The organism is Dokdonella sp. (assembly GCF_051958935.1).
Lineage (GTDB): Bacteria > Pseudomonadota > Gammaproteobacteria > Xanthomonadales > Rhodanobacteraceae > Dokdonella_A.
The window spans coordinates 11,710-27,760 of sequence record NZ_JBQCFP010000056.1; the positions used below are offsets into that span (position 1 = coordinate 11,710).

Genomic DNA, 16,051 nt, shown 5'->3' on the forward strand with positions numbered 1-16,051 from the left:
CGACATGTCCATTACCGCGACCGACCTCAAATTCCGCCAGAGCGCGCGCATGACCGACTTCGACGACGGCGGCGGACGCATGTCCGCTGTCGAGGTCGTCGACGGCCAGACGAACAACGTGTTCTCCGACCTCTCCGACGCGGACGGCATCATCGGCAATGTCTCGCTGCGGCTGATCTACCTGCAGATCGACACCGCGAACACCGACCCGCTGCTCAAGCCGTTCGTGTTCCTCACTGATCTGCCGCAGAACGACAACGTGACGGTGCTGCTCATCGGCTACAACGCGCCGGGCAGCAGCCGCGCCGACGCGCGCAACTACTACGAGAGCTACCGCGTCGTCGGCGTGAAGTCGCCCTACACGCTGTACGGCGACCACTTCGCCGGCTCGCAGATGGTGCAGGTGTACTGCCGCGGCGAGATCCCGTCGCCAGACATCGGTGACGTGCTGTGCCTGTCGGTGGAAGCGGTCGGCTTCCCGGCGGCGCAGCAGTTCGTCGCCGTGCGCAAGATCGAGAGTCGCACCACGCAGACCTTCACCGACGGCAGCGGCGACTTCCAGCGCGACGTTATCATCATGAGCATCACGACGCCGCTGGTGCAGACGTTCGAAGGCAAGCAGGATCCCGAGCGCTACGCGAAGCCGGCCGAGCCGTCGCCGACGCTGGTGCGCTTCACGCAGGTGTCCGACTCGGCGCAGTACTACGGCTTCAAGGCGTGCACCGTGGCGCCGCAGACCGGCGACACGGTCATCCAGATCGGTTCGCCGTACATCCCGGCCGTGCCGGCGACCCAAGCGGAGACGCCCATGGTCGACCAGCTCGCCGGCCTCGGCACGCTCGCCTATGTGCCCTCCGGCGCGGCGAACTCGCTCACGTACTCGGCCACGATGAGCGGCGCGGCCGGCGTCGAGGTCACGCGCTACTTCGGCACGAGCTACGCACCCGGGTCGCTCAGCATCACCGTGGGCAGCGTCGCGCTGCGCGACGATGGCCACGGCAACGTGGTGGCGGTGAACCCGCTGGATACCGGGTGGTCTGGCACCGCCGACTATGCCGTCGGCTCGTTCGGTATCGCGCGCGACGTCGGCTTCAGTGGCTCCGTGTCCGCCACGGCGACGCCGGCCGGCGCCGTGGTCGCGCAGTCCTACACGCGCGCGCAGACGATCACGGCGGCCACGCGCAACATCAGCTACGTGTTCCAGCTGGACGGCCAGCCCGCGCCGGGCACCGTCACGGTCGACTACCTCGCGCTCGGCAAGTGGCACCGCCTAAGCGACACCGGCCGCGGTCAGGTCGTCGGCAACGCGGGCGAGGGCAGCGGGTCGATCACATACGCCACCGGCTCGCTCGCGCTCACGCTGGGCGCGCTGCCCGACGTCGATTCCGCAATCATCGTGTCGTGGGGCATCGCGATCCGCGGCCGCAACAGCAGCGGCGAGATCACGGTGCCAAACCCGTCCGTGCGGCTGGTCATGGGGCACGCCGGCATCGACCCGGGCACCTGGTCGCTGGCGTGGACCTCCGGCGGGGTCAGCAAGTCCGCGTCGGCGAATTCGGCGGGCACGATCTCGGGCGACGCGACCGGCGTGATCGATCACACCGCGGGCATCGCCGAGTTCACGACGTCGTCGCCGGCGGACGCGCTGACGCAGTACCACCCGAGCTACGACTACGTCGACCCGAGCAAGCGGCACAGCGAGGTGTTCACGCCCTCGCCATCCGGCGGCAGCGTGTCCGTCACGCTCGCGCACGCGCCGGTCAAGGCGCGCTCCATCGTTGCGCGCTGGTCCATCCAGGCGCCCAACCCGAACGGCGGGCAGGCGTGGATCCGCAATTACGTCGTCACCGACAACGGCAGCGGCGGATTCAACTACGCGCTGAGCGGCACCAACACCAACAACCTCACCACTGGCGCCATCGTCCTGCAGGTGCAGTAACCCATGAACGACGTCATCAATCGCGACAACACCCAGCCGAGCTACACCAGCCCCGGCGGCGCCCTCGCGCCCTTCAACTCGCGACCGCCGGACAACAGCGCGAGCAGCGGCCAGCAGATGCACTGGACGCCGATCCGTTTCATTCCCGGCCAGTTGCCGACGGATACCGGATTCGGCACGCCGGCGCCCGGCGATTCGCAGGTCGGCTACCCGGAGACGGTCAGCGCGCCGCTCGCGCCGACGTACACGTTCCAGGCCGGGCAGGCACTCATCATCGACTACCTCGAGGCCGGCGCCAGCGTCACGTCGATCACCGAGGGCATCAACGCGCCGCCCCTGCAGTTCTACTTCGGCGCCGGTGCGGAAGGCCCGGCGGTGCCGGGCTCCGTGCGCTTCACGTTCCGGGGCCGCACCTACGTCGATCGCGCCGGCGCGCTGTACCACAGCGTGGATCCGGTGACGAACGCGGGCACTCTCGCCGGCAACTACGACTACCTCACCAATGTCGCGCAGGTGTCGGACTACGCCTCGAGCGGCGGCAACACCGTCACCATCCTGTCGCTCGCCACGCTCTACAACGAAGCGGGCGTCAACGGCGCGATGTTCCACACGCCCGGCGCGCCGGTGCGCATCGGCAGCTTCACGCTGCGCGCGACAACGATGCACGGCGAAGAGCTCACGGCGACGACGGACGTCAACGGCAACATCACCGGCGATCGCATCAAGGGCAAGATCGACTGGGACACCGGCCTCGTGCGTGTCGCGTTCGGCGAGATGGTCACGGCCGCTGGCAACGAGAGCGAGGCGTGGTACGACGCGGACCTCGTCGACGGATCGGGCAACATCTTCAGGCCGACGCCGGTCGACCCCTCGTCGATCTTCTTCGGCACGGTGGTGTACCACGCGGTACCGGTCGACCCCGACCTCATCGGCATCGATCCGGTACGCCTGCCGAGCGATGGTCGCGTGCCGGGGTTCAACCCGGGCGGCATCGGCGTCGTGTCGCACACGCAGCTCACCACGGTGGCATCGCCGGTCGCCGGATCGACGACGAACCTCGGCCGCGAGCGGATCAGCTTCATCGAGGTCCTCGACGCCGACCGCACGCCGATCAACTCGGCCTGGTACACGATCGACATGGATGCGGGCACCGTGACCTGGGCGAACCCGCTCAACCTCAGCGCGTACACGATGCCGGTCACGATCCGCGATCGCATCCAGGACGTCGCGCTCATCGCTGACGTCGAGATCGGCGGGCAGGTGACGCTCGCGACCGGCGTCACGCACGACTACCCGGACGGCGCGATCCTCAGCAGCGCGGTGCTCTATCAGGACACGCAGGCGCGCTACACGACCCTGTTCGACCAGCAGACCTACTCGGCCGGCACCTGGTCGGACACGGTCAGCGGCAGCGAGGCGGCCGGCACCTACAACGACACGACCTACCCGATCCTCGTCACCAATGACGCGACGATCGACGAACGGTGGAAGATCCGGTTCCGCTCGCCCACATCGTTCGACGTCATCGGCGAGAAGGTCGGCCAGATCGTCACCGGGGCGTCGATCAGCGATGACCTCGCGCCGACCAACCCGGTCACGATCACCGACGACGATCCGGTCGGCAAGCCCTACTTCTTCATCGACAAGGATGGATGGGGCGGCGGCTGGGCGGCGGACAACACTGTGCGCTTCAACACGATCAGCGCAACGCGGCCGCCGTGGCTCGCGCGCGTGGTGACGCCCGGCGAGATCGCGGTCGCCAACGACGCGGTGCGGATCAACGTCTACGGGAACGCGCACTGATGACGACGACACGGGTGTACCTTTCGACGGACTCCGGCGCGCCGGTCGTCACCGGGCAGGTGGGCACGCTGTCATCCGCGCTGCAGACGTGCCTCGTGGGCACCGCCGGCGTCGCCTACGGATCGAAGGCGTCGGCAGGCTGGACGGCGCCGTTCACCGGCACCAACAAGGTCGCGCTGAAGAACAGCGTCGCCGCCGGCGGCACCGGCATGCTCTGTCGCATCGACGACAACCCGCCCGGCGCCGGCGCCGCGCGCGAAGCGTTCATCACGTGCTACTTCTCCATGACCGACGTCGACACGGGCGTCGGCATCACCCCGACCGCGGCGCAGATCACCGGCGGCGGCGTCCTCCGCAAGAGCTCGACGGCCGATTCGACGGCGCGCGCGTGGGCCATCGTCGCTGACGAGCTCACGTGGTACATGATGATCGTATCGAACGCGTCCTCCGCGAACGAAGTAGCCGTCTATGGAGGCGGCGATTTCGCCAGCGATGTCGCCAGCGACCCAGCGCGCTTCTTTTGCCTCGCTGGTACCGCCGTCAACAGCGCGACCGGGAGCCAGAGCGCATTTACTCCTCAAGCATCGTTCGCCACGCCTGGCTCGAACAACGGGCTCTGGTTGCCTCAAGGGTATGCCGGGACTGGAACAGCTATTCGCGCGGGGCTGCTGCAGCTTGGCCCAAGCGGCATCACAGGCGGTGGAAACATGATGGCCGATGGATCGCCGGGGTCGAACGAGCGATCGTTCTTCCCGGCTCTGATCGCCGCCGAGAGCTCGATTCGCGGGCGTCTGCGTGGCCTGTACTTCGCGCTCAATAACCTGACCGGCACGGCCGTGTTCACCGACATTCCCGGTGCCTCCGGCTTGCCCGCAGGAAGCGTACTGAAACTCGGGGGTGTCGCTGCGAGTGGTAACCCAGGTCGCGTCGCGATCGAAGCCGCATTGGCATGGTGAGCCAGCCGCCATGGCCAAAGTGATCTTCACGAAACTCGCTAGCGCGAACGCCTTCTGGAACGGACTCGGCTTCATTGCGGGCACATCGCCGCTCGGCCTCGTCACGGTCAACGGTTCGCCGGGTGCGCGCGAGGTGGAGGTTCGCCATCGCAAGACGCGCATGCCCATCGCGACGACGTTCTCGGCCGCCGACGGAACCTACCGATTCGACGGACTGAACCCGGACGAAGAGTTCGACGTCATTGCGCGCGACTGGGCCGGCACGTACAACGACGCGATCCTCGCGCGCGTGAAGCCGTACCCGTACGACGTGAAGTCCTCGACGGGGTCGTTCACCGTCAACGACACGGCGAACACGCTCGACGGCGCGATCGCGATCTTCGGTGGCGATAGTGGTCACACCGTGTCCGTCGTGTCGGGCACCGCGCCTTCCGGAATCACGTTCTCCGTTGTCACCGGCGGCCCGCCCACCTACGCGAGCCTCTCGCGCTGGCTCATCGCGAGCGGCACGGCATCGGCGGGCAGCTACACCTGGACGCTGCGCGTGACCGCGCCGAACGGTTCGCGCATCGACATCGCCTGCACCGCGACATTCACCTAGAGCGATGCCGTACGCCTACGCGCCCCCGGATGGGTTCGCGGCCGCGCTCGGGCTGGTCGGCGCCTATACGCCGCCGCCCGGCTTTGCGGCCGCGCTCGCGCTGCGGGCGCCGCTGCCGCTACCCGCAGCGAACGACGATACCTACGCGACCGGCAAGCACTTCCCGCTGCACGTCGTCGCGCCGGGCGTGCTCGACAACGATTCGGACCCTGCCGGCCTCGGCCTCGTCGCTCATCTCGATGTCGACGTCGCGCATGGAACCCTGACGCTCGACAGCGACGGTGGCTTCCACTACGTGCCGGACGGCGCCTTCCTCGGCACCGATTCGTTCACGTACTACGTCACCGACAGCAATGGGCTCGATTCCGACCCGGCCACCGTGTCGATCGAGGTGTCGCAGCTGCCGGTGCAGCGGGATGAGCAGATCAGCGCCGGCCTGCCGTGGTCCGTGGCATCGCCGCGCCTGCGTGCGGTGCTCAGCGGGTTCTCGCGCAGCGCGCGCGTGCGGCGCAGCGAAGGCTTCCCATTCGCCTCGGCGCCGCCCGTGCGGCGAACGCTCGAGGCGCCGCTGTCGCGCGCTGCGCGCCTGCAGGGATCGCCGGAGCTGCCGTTCGGCGAGGCGCCCAAGATCCACGCCCGCTCCGTCGAAGTGCCGAGCCGCCGCGCGGCGCGCCTTGAGGTCGGCCGCGATCTGGCCTGGTCCACGCCGCCGGCGGTCGGAATCACGCGGGCATTGCCGTACCGCCATCCCGCGCGCGTGGAGCATGCCGCCGAGGCGCCGTGGTCGAAACCGCCCACGCTTGGCCGCGGCGCCCTCGCGCCGTATCGGCATCCGCCCAAGCTCGAAGGCCGCTGGCTGCTGCCCTGGTCGCACGCGCCTGCCGTGCAGTGGCACGTGCGCGGCCGCACCGTCACGCCGCCGCATACCGAGCCGCCGCAGCCGATGTTCGATCCCGGCCCGGGCTTCGCGATCGCACCGGCGCTCACCTGCCCATGGCTGGAATTCCCCGGCTTCGCCGTGCCCGTGCCGCTCGGGCCCGCAGCCTGCTACCTCGCGCGGCCACGTCCCCGGAGCTACATCGTGCTCAACACCGCCACCATCATCGCGACCGTCACCGGCTACGCGATCGAAGCGAGTGCGTTCTCGATCGGCGAGTCGATCGACGACACGCACCATTCGTTCTCCATCACGCTCGCCGATCCTGCGGACCTCGACTGGCTCAAACCGACCGTCGATGGACCGATCGCGATCGAGATCAACGTCAACGGGTACGTGCGGACCGGGGTGGTCGAAGACTGGTCGACGGAGCAGGTGTTCCCCGGCCAGAGCATCACCGTCACGGGGCGCGCGCGCACCGCGCTGTTGGACGCACCGTACGCGCCCCAGCGCGCCTACATCGAAGGTGACGATCGCACGTCGCAGCAGCTCGTCGATCAGGAGCTGGACTCGACCGGCTTCACGGCCGACTACGGCATCCTCGACTGGGAGGTGCCGGCAGGCGTCTGGCACTACGACGCTATGACGCCGATCGCAGCCGTCCGCGCCATCGCCGCGGCCGCCGGTGGCGTCGCGCGCTCGCATCCCTGGGACGACGTCATCGAGCTTCTGCCGCGCTACCCGCACAGCCCGTGGGCATGGTCGACGACGTCGCCGGACAAGACAGTCGTCTACGACTACGTGCCGCGCCAGGCGTCGCGAGACGGCACGAGCGGCGTGCCGAGCTACGAACTGCGCATCCCGCTATGGCCGTCGTCCGACGCGACCAAGCCCGGCCTCGTCCGGCCCGGCCAGCTGCTCGAATTCGCGGCGCTCGCAGGCTGGAAAGCGCAGGTGGTATCCGTGCGGATCAACGCGAGCGTCGAGCAGGCCGGCGGCGCGGCCGCGCTGATCGTCTGGCAGGACATCACGCTCGAGGCGCCACCCGCGGAACCGCGCTACGACTACGTGCTCGTCTCCGGTGAACAGGCCGGCGTGAGCGACCCGGTGATCCGCGACGGCACTGCCGGCCTCAACCGCCTGCCGCAGATCGTCGACGCGCTGATCACGGAGCATGCCGTCGCCGCGGAGCGCGGCCGCAATGCGATCGCGGGCGGGGGCGATGCGCGGGCGCTCACCAACGTCTGGGCGCAGCTGGTGGGCCTGCAGCCGCAAGGCCGCTACCTCAAGGGCAACGTGCTCGCCGACCACGGCGACGGCACGTACGCAATCGCGACGTGTGACGGCGCGACGAGTCTCGCGCGCGCGCTCCCGGGGCAGACCTGGTCGGTGACGGATGGGGTGTTCGTGCAGGACGGCCGCATCGTGGACTCGGCGCCGAGCCTGCCTGGAATCACGCAGACCGTGTAGCCGATTTCCTACGCGCGGCCTCGCGTTCTGCCGGCTGCCACGGCGCGCTCGAAGGCGCACCATCCTCTCGCCCGCCAGTCAGCGCACCGCGCCCGCAAGGGAAGCTCTCAAGCCGCGACGGCGGGCAATCTCAATGTGCTGCGAACGCGTAGATCTTCTCGGCCGCTTCGACGGTGAACCCGTGTTCGGCAATGGCCTGCTCGGCCTTCACGCGATAGATGTTACCCATCGCGAGGTTGTGCACCTCGTCGATCGACATCGACGCGTTGATTCGGACTACCTCGGGTAGCTGGATCGCGAGAAATATCTCTCGGCAACGCGAAAGCGTATCGACCGTCTCGAATGAGTTCGGCTTGTCGCCGCGGCGACGTATGCGCTCTAGCCCCACATCGACGGGCAAATCCAGGAGGATCGTCACGTCCGGTCGCGGTGCGAATTCGAGATTGCGCTCGAGCATGCTGATGACATCGGCGCCGGCCGCTCCTTGATACGCCGCGGTCGAGTAGAAGTAGCGGTCGAGGACAACGTGCACGCCCTTGCGAAGCTCCGGTTCGATCACCTCCGCTACATGCTGCTGCCGATCCTTCTCGAGGAATTCGACCTCCTGTTCGAGCGATAGGCGCCCGGTGTGCGCAGACTCCCTGACTCGCTGCCCCCACGGACCATGCGTCGGCTCCTTGGAGTAGATCGCGCGCTGGCCCGGTGTGCGCATGAGCTCGGTGACGATGGAGTGCGCTAGCGTCGTCTTTCCAGCGCCGTCAATGCCCTCGATCGCGATCAGTAGGCCCTTGGGCGCCGGCGCGTTCATGGGGCGAATCCTACTGGCGGGGGAGGGGGAGGCGCCAGCACTTTCGCGCCGGCGGCCTGCTTCCTGAACGGTCAGGCTTTTCGCTCGCCAGAGCTACATTCTGACCGGTACCCGCGCGCTTACACGTAGAAGGCCGGGTACAGCGGCCGGAGTGGCGCCTTCCTGGCCTTGCACTTGCTGCCGTGGCCGAGACCTTCTTCGCGGTTGCCTTGGTCTCGTGCATGGGGCCGTGCGTCTGCCGCGTCGCGCAACCTGAGACGCCTGGGCATACCCTGCGCCGATGGAACGCCGTCACCGCCCCAAGGATCCACTGGGCCGCCCGCTGCTTGTGATGGGGCCTCCTGGTGCGTGCGACGCCTGCGGCCGATTCGCGATCTCACTGGACCAAGTCGGATCGGTGAGCAACCCCGGCATCTCGTGCTGGCACTGCGGCACCGGTGTGTTCCGGCACCGCGCGCTCTGGGTCTATTCATACTGCCCGGCATGCCGCGGGGTAGGGTGTTCGGGATGCCGCTGGCGTGGCATCGTGGCGACGCCTCGCGAGTAGGCGCGCACCCACCGCGGGAGACGACTCCACCCATGTGCTACTCCGCCCAGATCATTGCCGACTACCTCAAGTACGTCCGCCGCTTCGGCGCCGACGTGTCGCTCACCGACTTCTATGAGCTGTACTGGCTGCGCTCGAAGAACCCCAAGGTGAAGATTCCTCGAGCAATGGACGCCGCATTCGTCGACGAGACGGACGAGGTCGCGCGGATCCGCTCTCTCATGGCTGACTACTACGAGGAGCGCGAGCGTTCGCTGCAGCAGGATCTCTTCGCCCAGAAGAAGCGGCTGGCCGACGCCGAGCGCACGCTGCAGACGAAGACCACGAAGAAGGCGCTCGAGGATCAACGCATCGCGACCTCGAAGATTGAGTGGATCCTCGGCAAGCAGGACGAATTGCGTCGACCAAACCTCGTCGACGAGGACTCCCGGATTTTTCCGGGCTGGTACGCGCCGGTGATGGTGTGGCAGGACGGGCGCCGTGTGGTGCGCCCGATGCGCTACCAGTGCCGCCCAGCCGGCGCTCCGGCGTTCTACGACACGAAGTTCCCCGGCACCTACAACGCGCGCAGGGACAACCTCGAGGGGACGTTCTGGAAGAAGCTCTTCGGCTACACGCACGGCGTGATGGTCGCGAACGCGTTCTTCGAGAACGTCAGCCGCCACACGATGGAGCATCGCGAGCTCGTCGCCGGCGAGAAGGAAGAGAACGTCGTGCTCGAGTTCCGGCCGCAGCCGACGCAGGACATGCTGCTCGCGTGTGTGTGGTCGGAGTGGCGGGGCGAGGGCGAGTCGCTGCTCTCGTTCGCCGCGATCACCGACGAGCCACCACCGGAGGTTGCCGCGGCGGGCCACGACCGCTGCGTGATCCCGATCAAGCCCGAGAACGTCGACGCCTGGCTGCGCGCGGATCCCAAGGACCTCGCCGCGATGTACGCCATCCTCGACGACCGCGAGCGGCCCTACTACGAGCACCGCCTCGCAGCGTAGCGCTATGCCCGACGACACCTACGGCGACCGCAACCCGTTCATCGAACAGACGCTCGAGGAACTGGGTTCGCGTTGCTACGAGATTGCGGGGGAGCTCGGGAGTGATCGCAAGCGCTCGATCGAGGAGCGCCGCGCGCTGGTCGAGCGTACGCGCATGCTCCTGCTGGCGCTCGGTTACCGCCTGCATGGGACGTCAAACGGGACGCCCGGCTCGCCTGAGCAGGCCGCCGAACTCGCCGACGGCGACTTCGTGCGGGAGTTCGAACGCTACCGGGTATCGCTGATGCGGGACGGCGAGCGGCGCGCGCGTAGGGAGACGCTACTGCGCGCCGCCAATTTCGCCCTTGGCCGAAAAGCGGCGCGTTGGCTCGATGATCCCGACACGCTGTGGAGCCAGCGCCGCAGCTATGTCGGAGCAGCGAGCGATGCCGGCTTCGAGACGTTGCTCCGCGAACTCGAGGTACACGTCAAGCGCTAACCGCACTTTCGGAGAGAGCGAGGTATGCGTCGCCGGCGACGATGCGGAAATCTGGAAGCCCGCATGCCGCCAGCTCGCGCAGAATGGAACGCGCGATACGAGCCGCGTGTTCGATTCCTAGGCCGAAGTCGACGTAGATGTCGATCCAGACGTAGCCGGCGGGCGAGGAAGGCGCGGCGCGGAATGCGTACTCGCTGGTTTCACGCGGGAGGAAGCGGTTCACCGCGTCACTTGCGGCTACCTCCACGGTAGCAACAACGGTCCAACTGCCGTTCGGCAGGACAGAGGCGTTCATGGTTCGGGCTCTCATTAACCCCGTGATCAGATGGGGGCTGAGATTTCGGCTACCGGGGAACGAGCTGACTGTCGTAGCTCATCGTGCGCGACGGGGCCCGTGATCGGGGGTGGCCTGTCGCTTCGCGCCGAGGCAGGTGAGTTGCAAGAACCACTCTACACGCGGAAGTGTGAAGAATGCGTAACAGCGCCCCCTCACTGTTCGCCTGCCGAGTTAGGTCTTCAGGCTTTTCAGCGACTTGTCTGCGCGAAAGGTCTTGAACGCCGGTTGCCGTAGCAGGCCGTTTCCGCCGCGGCCCTGGTGAAATACCTCGATGATGAGCCGCGGCTTTACCCACAGCGCGAGCGCGCGGTCCTTCTTCTCCATGAGGTTGTCGTCGGCAGTGGGCGACGAGACGCGATCCTTCTCGAGCGACTTGCGCAGGTCGACGAGCTGGCGATCGCTGAAACCGGTACCGACGCGCCCGATGTAGATCAGCCGTCCAGCGCCGTCGAACTCGGCAAGCAGCAGCGCGCCGATGCCGCTCCGCGAACCCTGCGGCTCCGTGAAGCCGACAACCACGAACTCGTCCGACGGCCGCGCCTTCACCTTCACCCAGGCGCCCGACCGCGTGCCGGTGTAACGGCCGTTGACCCGCTTGCTGACGATACCCTCGAGTTCGTGCTCTGCCGCGCTGGCGAACACGGCCGGCCCTTTGCCCACGACGTGCTCGGAGTAGCGGAGGGACGACCCCTTCTTCGCCTTCTTCAACACGCGCTGCAGCAGCTCCTTGCGCTCGACGAGGGGCTCGTTCCGCAGGGACAGGCCGTCGAAGTAAGGCATGTCGAAGAGCACATAGGCGAGCGCTGCGCCGGCGCGATCGGCGTGCAGCGCGTTGAAGTCGACCTTGCCGTCGCTGACGGCTACGAGCTCCCCATCCAGCTGCGCGCTGTGGAGCTTGAGCGCCGCGATGTCGGCGGCGATCGCCGGGATCTTCTCGGTCCACTCCTTCGCATTACGCGACCACAGCCGGACCTTGCCGTCGACGACCGTCGCGAGGATCCGGTATCCGTCCCACTTGACCTCGTGCAGCCAGTCATCCCCCGACGGGGCGGTCTTCTCGGTGCGGCACAGCTCGGGGGCGAAGGCCGTGTTCGAAATTGGCGACGGTGCGCCGGCAGGCTTGCGGGGCATGATCAACCGGGATGGCGTTCGGGGTCCTTGCCGTAGGTGTACTCGGTTTCGATCGAGCCGTCCTCGCGGTGCACGACAAGCTGGGCAGTCTTCCCGGAATCCCACAACGCGTTCCCGCGGGCCTTTCCGGCTTCCTCTGCCTCGGCCTTCGTATCGAACGCGCCTACGTCCTCGCCCTCGTGCTCGAGGTGCCAGCGGCCGTCAGCGTTCGTATGGACCAGGTGCATCACGTAGCGGACCATTGCGACCCTCCTCGGTTGGGACGCCGTAGGAAAGCAGGGCCGGACTGAACGCCTCCCTATCGATCCGCAAGCCTTTGATTGCGTTGAGCGCAGAAGGCGGCGCCGAAAGTCAATCTAGGCAGGCTGTTTTCTTTGCGATACAAACACATCCGAGAGTCAGAAAACGAGTCTGGGGGACTGGTGGTCGTCGGTTCGAATCCGGCCGCCCCGACCATTACGTGTGCCCGCATCCTTGCGGGCCGTTTCGGCGGTTCTTCGGTCGCGGGTCGCCCTTCGGCTTCGGAGCGGCCAGGGCGCACGTCCTTGTGCGCACTCCTCACCAAGAGCAGGGTCAAAGCGATCCCAGCCGGAACCGCACGCCGCATGAGCCAGCCACGTCGCACGCTGTATCCCGAGATCGAGCCGTACGACAGCGGTTTCCTCCAGGTTTCGCCGCTGCATCGGCTCTACTACGAACAATGCGGCAACCCCGCGGGCAAGCCGGTCGTGTTCCTGCACGGCGGGCCGGGCGCGGGTTGCAATGCGAAGTCGCGCCGCTTTTTCGATCCCGCGCACTATCGCATCGTGCTGTTCGACCAGCGGGGCTGCGGCCGCTCGACGCCGCATGCCGAGCTCGTCGACAACACGACCTGGCACCTCGTCGCCGACATCGAGCGCCTGCGCGAGCACCTCGGTATCGCGCGCTGGCAGGTGTTCGGCGGTTCGTGGGGTTCGACGCTCGCGCTCGCGTACGCGCAGACGCATGCGCAGCGCGTGACCGAGCTCGTGCTGCGCGGCATCTTCATGCTGCGCCGCTGGGAGCTCGAGTGGTTCTACCAGAAGGGGTGCGACGCGCTGTTCCCGGACGTCTGGGAGCACTACCTTGCCCCGATCCCGCCGGCCGAGCGGGGCGACCTCATGGGCGCCTATCACCGCCGCCTGACCAGCACCGATGCGGCGATACGGCTCGAAGCGGCGCGTGCGTGGTCGGTGTGGGAGGGGGCGACGAGTTTCCTGTTCCAGGACGCGACCCACATCGCGTCGAGCGGCGAGGACGAGTTCGCGCTCGCCTTCGCGCGCATCGAGAACCACTATTTCGTCAACGGCGGCTTCTTCGATGTCGACGATCAGTTGCTGCGCGACGCTCACCGGTTGCGGCATATCCCGGCGGTGATCGTGCAGGGGCGTTACGACGTCGTCTGCCCGATGCGCAGCGCCTGGGATCTGCACCGCGCCTGGCCGGAAGCGGACCTGCGCATCGTCGCCGATGCCGGGCACTCCGCGCTCGAGCCCGGCATCGCGCACGAACTCGTCGAGGCGACCGACCGCTTCCGCTGACGTCAGGCGGGGGCACCTCCGTGTGCCGGCCCTGTGGCTCTCCGCGTGACCGTGCAGGTCGCGCACGGGTCCCTCCGCGTCCGACCGCCCGCACGACATCGGCGACACCGGCCCGCGAGCATGCACGATCCGTGCGCGAGCCGTCCCTGGCTCGTTGCGCACCACCGCGGCGTCAGGTCGCGCTCGCCACCTCCCCTTCGTTCGCGCAGTCGCGCACGAAGGCCTTGCGTTCGCTGCCCTTGAGGCCTTTCTCCTTCGCCTCTGCGCTGCACGCCTTGCGCTTGAGCTGGGCCGGGCTCGGCGCAGCCGTCTTGTCCGCGGCATGTGCGGTGAGCGCCGTGCCACCGCCCTTGAGGCAGGTGCTCATGAAGGCGCGGCGCTCGTCGCCCTTCAGCGACTGCGACTTCGCTTCGGCGTTGCAACCCTTCATGCGCGCCTGCTGCGCGGTCAGCGGCTTGCCGGTACCCGCAGCTGCATCCTGCGCGGGCGCCGCGCGGGCCGTACAGGCGAACGCGAATGCAATGACGAGCGCGGAAGACGCGATGATCCTGATCTGCATGGTGATACTCCTCCCTGATGGATGAATCCGCGACCGGTTCGATCGCGGTGGAGGAAGTGTGCGCATGCCCATGCCGGCCACACAGAGGAAGAATCCGCTGCGCCGTGCAGGCCGGGATCGGCGTCGTGGCGACGAAAGTGCCGATCAGTGCGTAGGAAGGCAGCGGGTCGCGCCCTGCGCAGGCATTTTCAGGGCGATGCGTGGGTTCCGCGGCGACCGCGGTGGACCAAGGCCGGCAAGGCCCAGCCTGCTGAGCGGCCGGGCTCCTGGCCCGGCCGTTTGCGTGCGAAACGATCAGTGCGCGGGCGCGGCTGCGTCCGGATGGTTCTTCAGGCAGCTGTTGCGGAAATCGGTGTAGTCCTTGCCCTTGAGGCCCTTGGCTTTCGCATCCGCGTTGCAGGCCGTCATTTTTTCCTGCTGGGTCATCGGCGTGGCGGCCGGTGCCGCTTCGCCTTTCGCGCAGGAACTCATGAAGGCCTTGTAGTCGGCACCCTTGAGGCCTTTCGTCTTGGCTTCCTTGGCGCACGTACCGAATCGTTCCTGTTGCGCCGTGCGCGTCTTGCCCGACTTCGGCGCGTCCTGCGCGAACGCCGCACCGGACCCGATGGCGAACGCGAGCGCGAGGACCAGCAATGACGTCGACTTCAGCTGCATGATGTCGTTCCTCTCCGATAAGGTGGCCGCGCCCCGGAGCGGGGCTGCGGTGCGGCGCAGTCTACGCCGCGTCCCGCGACGAGGAAGAGGAAGGCGGGAAAATTTTCGATCGCGTTGCCGGCGATTCAGGCGTATTCGCGCCAAGCCGACCCGGCGCGAAACGCGCCGGGTTTGATGCATGGATCAGGCCGCGGCGCGCGCGGTGTCCGCCTTGCGCGGGCCCTCGAGCAGGGCGCGACGGACGCCTTCGACGAGCAGGTCGGCTTCCGCGGACGTGATGTCGAAGCGCGGCGTGAAACGCAGTGAATTCGCGCCGCCATGGATCACGCCGAAACCGCGCTCGCGCATCCATTCCTCGGTGCTCGCCGCGCCGTAACACTTGAACTCCGGCGCCAGTTCGCACGAGAACAACAAGCCCGTGCCCTGCACCTTGGTGATGTAGCCCGGGAGTTCGGCCTTGAGCTTGTCGAGCTTGGCGACCAGTTCCTTGCCGCGCACGCGGATGTTCTCGCGCAGTTCCGGCGTGAGCGCCTTGAGCACCGCGCAGGCGACGTCGAGCGCGCGCGGGTTCGCGGTCATCGTGTTGCCGTAGATGCCCTTGCGGTAGAGCTCGGACGCGCGCTCGTTGGCGGCGAGCACGGACAGCGGATACTGGCCCGCGTTGAGCGCCTTCGAATACGTTTCGAGATCCGGTGCTTCGACGTTCTCGAAGCCGGGGTAATCGACGATCGAGAGCACGCCATGCGCGCGCAGGCCGGCCTGGATCGAGTCGATCAGAAGCAGGCTGCCGTGCGCCTTGGTCAGCTCGCGCGCGGCGACGTAGAACTCGGGCGTGACGCCGCGGCCCGGGTCGCCTTCGCCCATCACCGGCTCGATGAACACGGCTTCGATGAACCAGCCGTTCTTGTCGGCGTCGGCGAACACCTGCTTGAGCTGCTCGACGCTGTACGGCTCGACCGTGAGCAGGCTCGTCTCGTTGCGGAAGCTCGCGAGGTTCTGTTCGTAGGCCTTGCGCGACGAGTCGGAGTAGACCGCCGGACGCTCGGTACGGCCGTGGAACGCACCCTTCACGGCGACGCGCTTGATCGTGCGACCGGCATGGCGCGCACCCGGGTCGGTCATGAGCTTGGCGTTGACGTCGACGATGCGGCCCGCCAGCGACACCGACTCGGAGCCCGAGTTGAGGCACATGAACTTCGCGTACGGGCAGGCGCCGCGCGTATGGCCGATTTCCTTGCGCAGCGCCTTGCCGAACTTCAGCTGCGACAGGTTCGGCGTCATCACGTTCGCCATCACCTGCGGGCGCGCGAGCACGCCGAGGATGTTCTTCGGCGCATGGCCGA

At 67.6% G+C, this 16,051-nt stretch carries 15 protein-coding genes; 8 read left to right on the plus strand and 7 right to left on the minus strand.

What is annotated here, in order from left to right; genetic code table 11:
* Positions 1–4: 4 nt before the first annotated feature.
* From ACTHK2_RS05025 to ACTHK2_RS05045, 5 genes are read left to right on the plus strand one after another with little or no spacing between them, the layout of a single operon-like run.
* Positions 5–1,939, plus strand: coding sequence for a hypothetical protein (locus tag ACTHK2_RS05025; protein WP_440244606.1), 1,935 nt, complete (start codon positions 5–7; stop codon positions 1,937–1,939).
* Between the two features lie 3 nt (positions 1,940–1,942).
* The gene (locus tag ACTHK2_RS05030) at positions 1,943–3,742 is read left to right on the plus strand and encodes a hypothetical protein (protein WP_440244607.1); all 1,800 of its coding nucleotides are present in this window, start codon (positions 1,943–1,945) and stop codon (positions 3,740–3,742) included.
* A complete protein-coding gene (locus ACTHK2_RS05035; protein WP_440244608.1) occupies positions 3,742–4,698 on the plus strand; it encodes a hypothetical protein in 957 nt (318 codons plus the stop codon). Before ACTHK2_RS05030 ends, ACTHK2_RS05035 begins: the two co-directional genes overlap by 1 nt.
* Positions 4,699–4,708: 10 nt before the next feature.
* Positions 4,709–5,299: a hypothetical protein gene (locus ACTHK2_RS05040; RefSeq protein ID WP_440244609.1), complete on the plus strand. Its 591-nt coding sequence runs from the start codon at positions 4,709–4,711 to the stop codon at positions 5,297–5,299.
* A 4-nt stretch (positions 5,300–5,303) separates the two neighbouring features.
* Positions 5,304–7,646 (plus strand): Ig-like domain-containing protein, encoded by a 2,343-nt coding sequence (locus ACTHK2_RS05045; protein ID WP_440244610.1) that lies wholly within the window; start codon positions 5,304–5,306, stop codon positions 7,644–7,646.
* Positions 7,647–7,776: 130 nt separating this feature from the next.
* Here the strand turns inward: ACTHK2_RS05045 and tmk are convergent, their stop codons facing one another.
* The gene (tmk, locus tag ACTHK2_RS05050) at positions 7,777–8,454 is read right to left on the minus strand and encodes a dTMP kinase (protein WP_440244611.1); all 678 of its coding nucleotides are present in this window, start codon (positions 8,452–8,454) and stop codon (positions 7,777–7,779) included.
* Between the two features lie 579 nt (positions 8,455–9,033).
* Here tmk and ACTHK2_RS05055 point away from each other — a divergent pair.
* Both ACTHK2_RS05055 and ACTHK2_RS05060 read left to right on the plus strand, forming a co-directional pair.
* Positions 9,034–9,990, plus strand: a complete 957-nt coding sequence (locus tag ACTHK2_RS05055; RefSeq protein WP_440244613.1) for an SOS response-associated peptidase family protein — start codon at positions 9,034–9,036, stop codon at positions 9,988–9,990.
* Between the two features lie 4 nt (positions 9,991–9,994).
* The gene (locus ACTHK2_RS05060) at positions 9,995–10,468 is read left to right on the plus strand and encodes a hypothetical protein (protein ID WP_440244614.1); all 474 of its coding nucleotides are present in this window, start codon (positions 9,995–9,997) and stop codon (positions 10,466–10,468) included.
* Here ACTHK2_RS05060 and ACTHK2_RS05065 read toward each other — a convergent pair.
* From ACTHK2_RS05065 to ACTHK2_RS05075, 3 genes are all read right to left on the minus strand, one after another.
* Positions 10,458–10,763 carry a hypothetical protein gene (locus ACTHK2_RS05065; RefSeq protein ID WP_440244615.1) on the minus strand — a complete coding sequence of 102 codons (306 nt, stop codon included), beginning with the start codon at positions 10,761–10,763 and terminating at the stop codon, positions 10,458–10,460. The two genes, ACTHK2_RS05060 and ACTHK2_RS05065, sit on opposite strands and share 11 nt — an antisense overlap.
* A 213-nt stretch (positions 10,764–10,976) precedes the next feature.
* Entirely contained in the window at positions 10,977–11,936 is a 960-nt protein-coding gene (gene ligD, locus ACTHK2_RS05070) for a non-homologous end-joining DNA ligase (protein ID WP_440244616.1), read from the minus strand.
* A 2-nt stretch (positions 11,937–11,938) separates the two neighbouring features.
* Positions 11,939–12,178 (minus strand): DUF2188 domain-containing protein, encoded by a 240-nt coding sequence (locus ACTHK2_RS05075; protein ID WP_440244617.1) that lies wholly within the window; start codon positions 12,176–12,178, stop codon positions 11,939–11,941.
* Positions 12,179–12,541: 363 nt separating this feature from the next.
* Between ACTHK2_RS05075 and pip the strand changes: the two genes are divergently transcribed.
* Positions 12,542–13,495: a prolyl aminopeptidase gene (gene pip, locus ACTHK2_RS05080; RefSeq protein WP_440244618.1), complete on the plus strand. Its 954-nt coding sequence runs from the start codon at positions 12,542–12,544 to the stop codon at positions 13,493–13,495.
* A gap of 172 nt (positions 13,496–13,667) precedes the next feature.
* Here pip and ACTHK2_RS05085 read toward each other — a convergent pair whose 3' ends face one another.
* From ACTHK2_RS05085 to ACTHK2_RS05095, 3 genes are all read right to left on the minus strand, one after another.
* Positions 13,668–14,054 carry a PsiF family protein gene (locus ACTHK2_RS05085; RefSeq protein ID WP_440244619.1) on the minus strand — a complete coding sequence of 129 codons (387 nt, stop codon included), beginning with the start codon at positions 14,052–14,054 and terminating at the stop codon, positions 13,668–13,670.
* Positions 14,055–14,348: 294 nt separating this feature from the next.
* On the minus strand, positions 14,349–14,708 hold the full coding sequence (locus ACTHK2_RS05090; protein ID WP_440244620.1) for a PsiF family protein: 360 nt from the start codon (positions 14,706–14,708) through the stop codon (positions 14,349–14,351).
* A 183-nt stretch (positions 14,709–14,891) separates the two neighbouring features.
* A partial coding sequence (locus ACTHK2_RS05095; protein ID WP_440244621.1) for an aminotransferase class III-fold pyridoxal phosphate-dependent enzyme occupies positions 14,892–16,051 on the minus strand: 1,160 nt, incomplete at its 5' end.

Bases quoted from the DNA above. Each gene is read 5' to 3' on its own strand.
- ACTHK2_RS05025 (WP_440244606.1), top strand. From the start codon at position 5: ATGTCCATTACCGCGACCGACCTCAAATTCCGCCAGAGCGCGCGCATG.
- ACTHK2_RS05030 (WP_440244607.1), top strand. From the start codon at position 1,943: ATGAACGACGTCATCAATCGCGACAACACCCAGCCGAGCTACACCAGC.
- ACTHK2_RS05035 (WP_440244608.1), top strand. From the start codon at position 3,742: ATGACGACGACACGGGTGTACCTTTCGACGGACTCCGGCGCGCCGGTC.
- ACTHK2_RS05040 (WP_440244609.1), top strand. From the start codon at position 4,709: ATGGCCAAAGTGATCTTCACGAAACTCGCTAGCGCGAACGCCTTCTGG.
- ACTHK2_RS05045 (WP_440244610.1), top strand. From the start codon at position 5,304: ATGCCGTACGCCTACGCGCCCCCGGATGGGTTCGCGGCCGCGCTCGGG.
- tmk (WP_440244611.1), bottom strand. From the start codon at position 8,454: ATGAACGCGCCGGCGCCCAAGGGCCTACTGATCGCGATCGAGGGCATT.
- ACTHK2_RS05055 (WP_440244613.1), top strand. From the start codon at position 9,034: ATGTGCTACTCCGCCCAGATCATTGCCGACTACCTCAAGTACGTCCGC.
- ACTHK2_RS05060 (WP_440244614.1), top strand. From the start codon at position 9,995: ATGCCCGACGACACCTACGGCGACCGCAACCCGTTCATCGAACAGACG.
- ACTHK2_RS05065 (WP_440244615.1), bottom strand. From the start codon at position 10,763: ATGAACGCCTCTGTCCTGCCGAACGGCAGTTGGACCGTTGTTGCTACC.
- ligD (WP_440244616.1), bottom strand. From the start codon at position 11,936: ATGCCCCGCAAGCCTGCCGGCGCACCGTCGCCAATTTCGAACACGGCC.
- ACTHK2_RS05075 (WP_440244617.1), bottom strand. From the start codon at position 12,178: ATGGTCCGCTACGTGATGCACCTGGTCCATACGAACGCTGACGGCCGC.
- pip (WP_440244618.1), top strand. From the start codon at position 12,542: ATGAGCCAGCCACGTCGCACGCTGTATCCCGAGATCGAGCCGTACGAC.
- ACTHK2_RS05085 (WP_440244619.1), bottom strand. From the start codon at position 14,054: ATGCAGATCAGGATCATCGCGTCTTCCGCGCTCGTCATTGCATTCGCG.
- ACTHK2_RS05090 (WP_440244620.1), bottom strand. From the start codon at position 14,708: ATGCAGCTGAAGTCGACGTCATTGCTGGTCCTCGCGCTCGCGTTCGCC.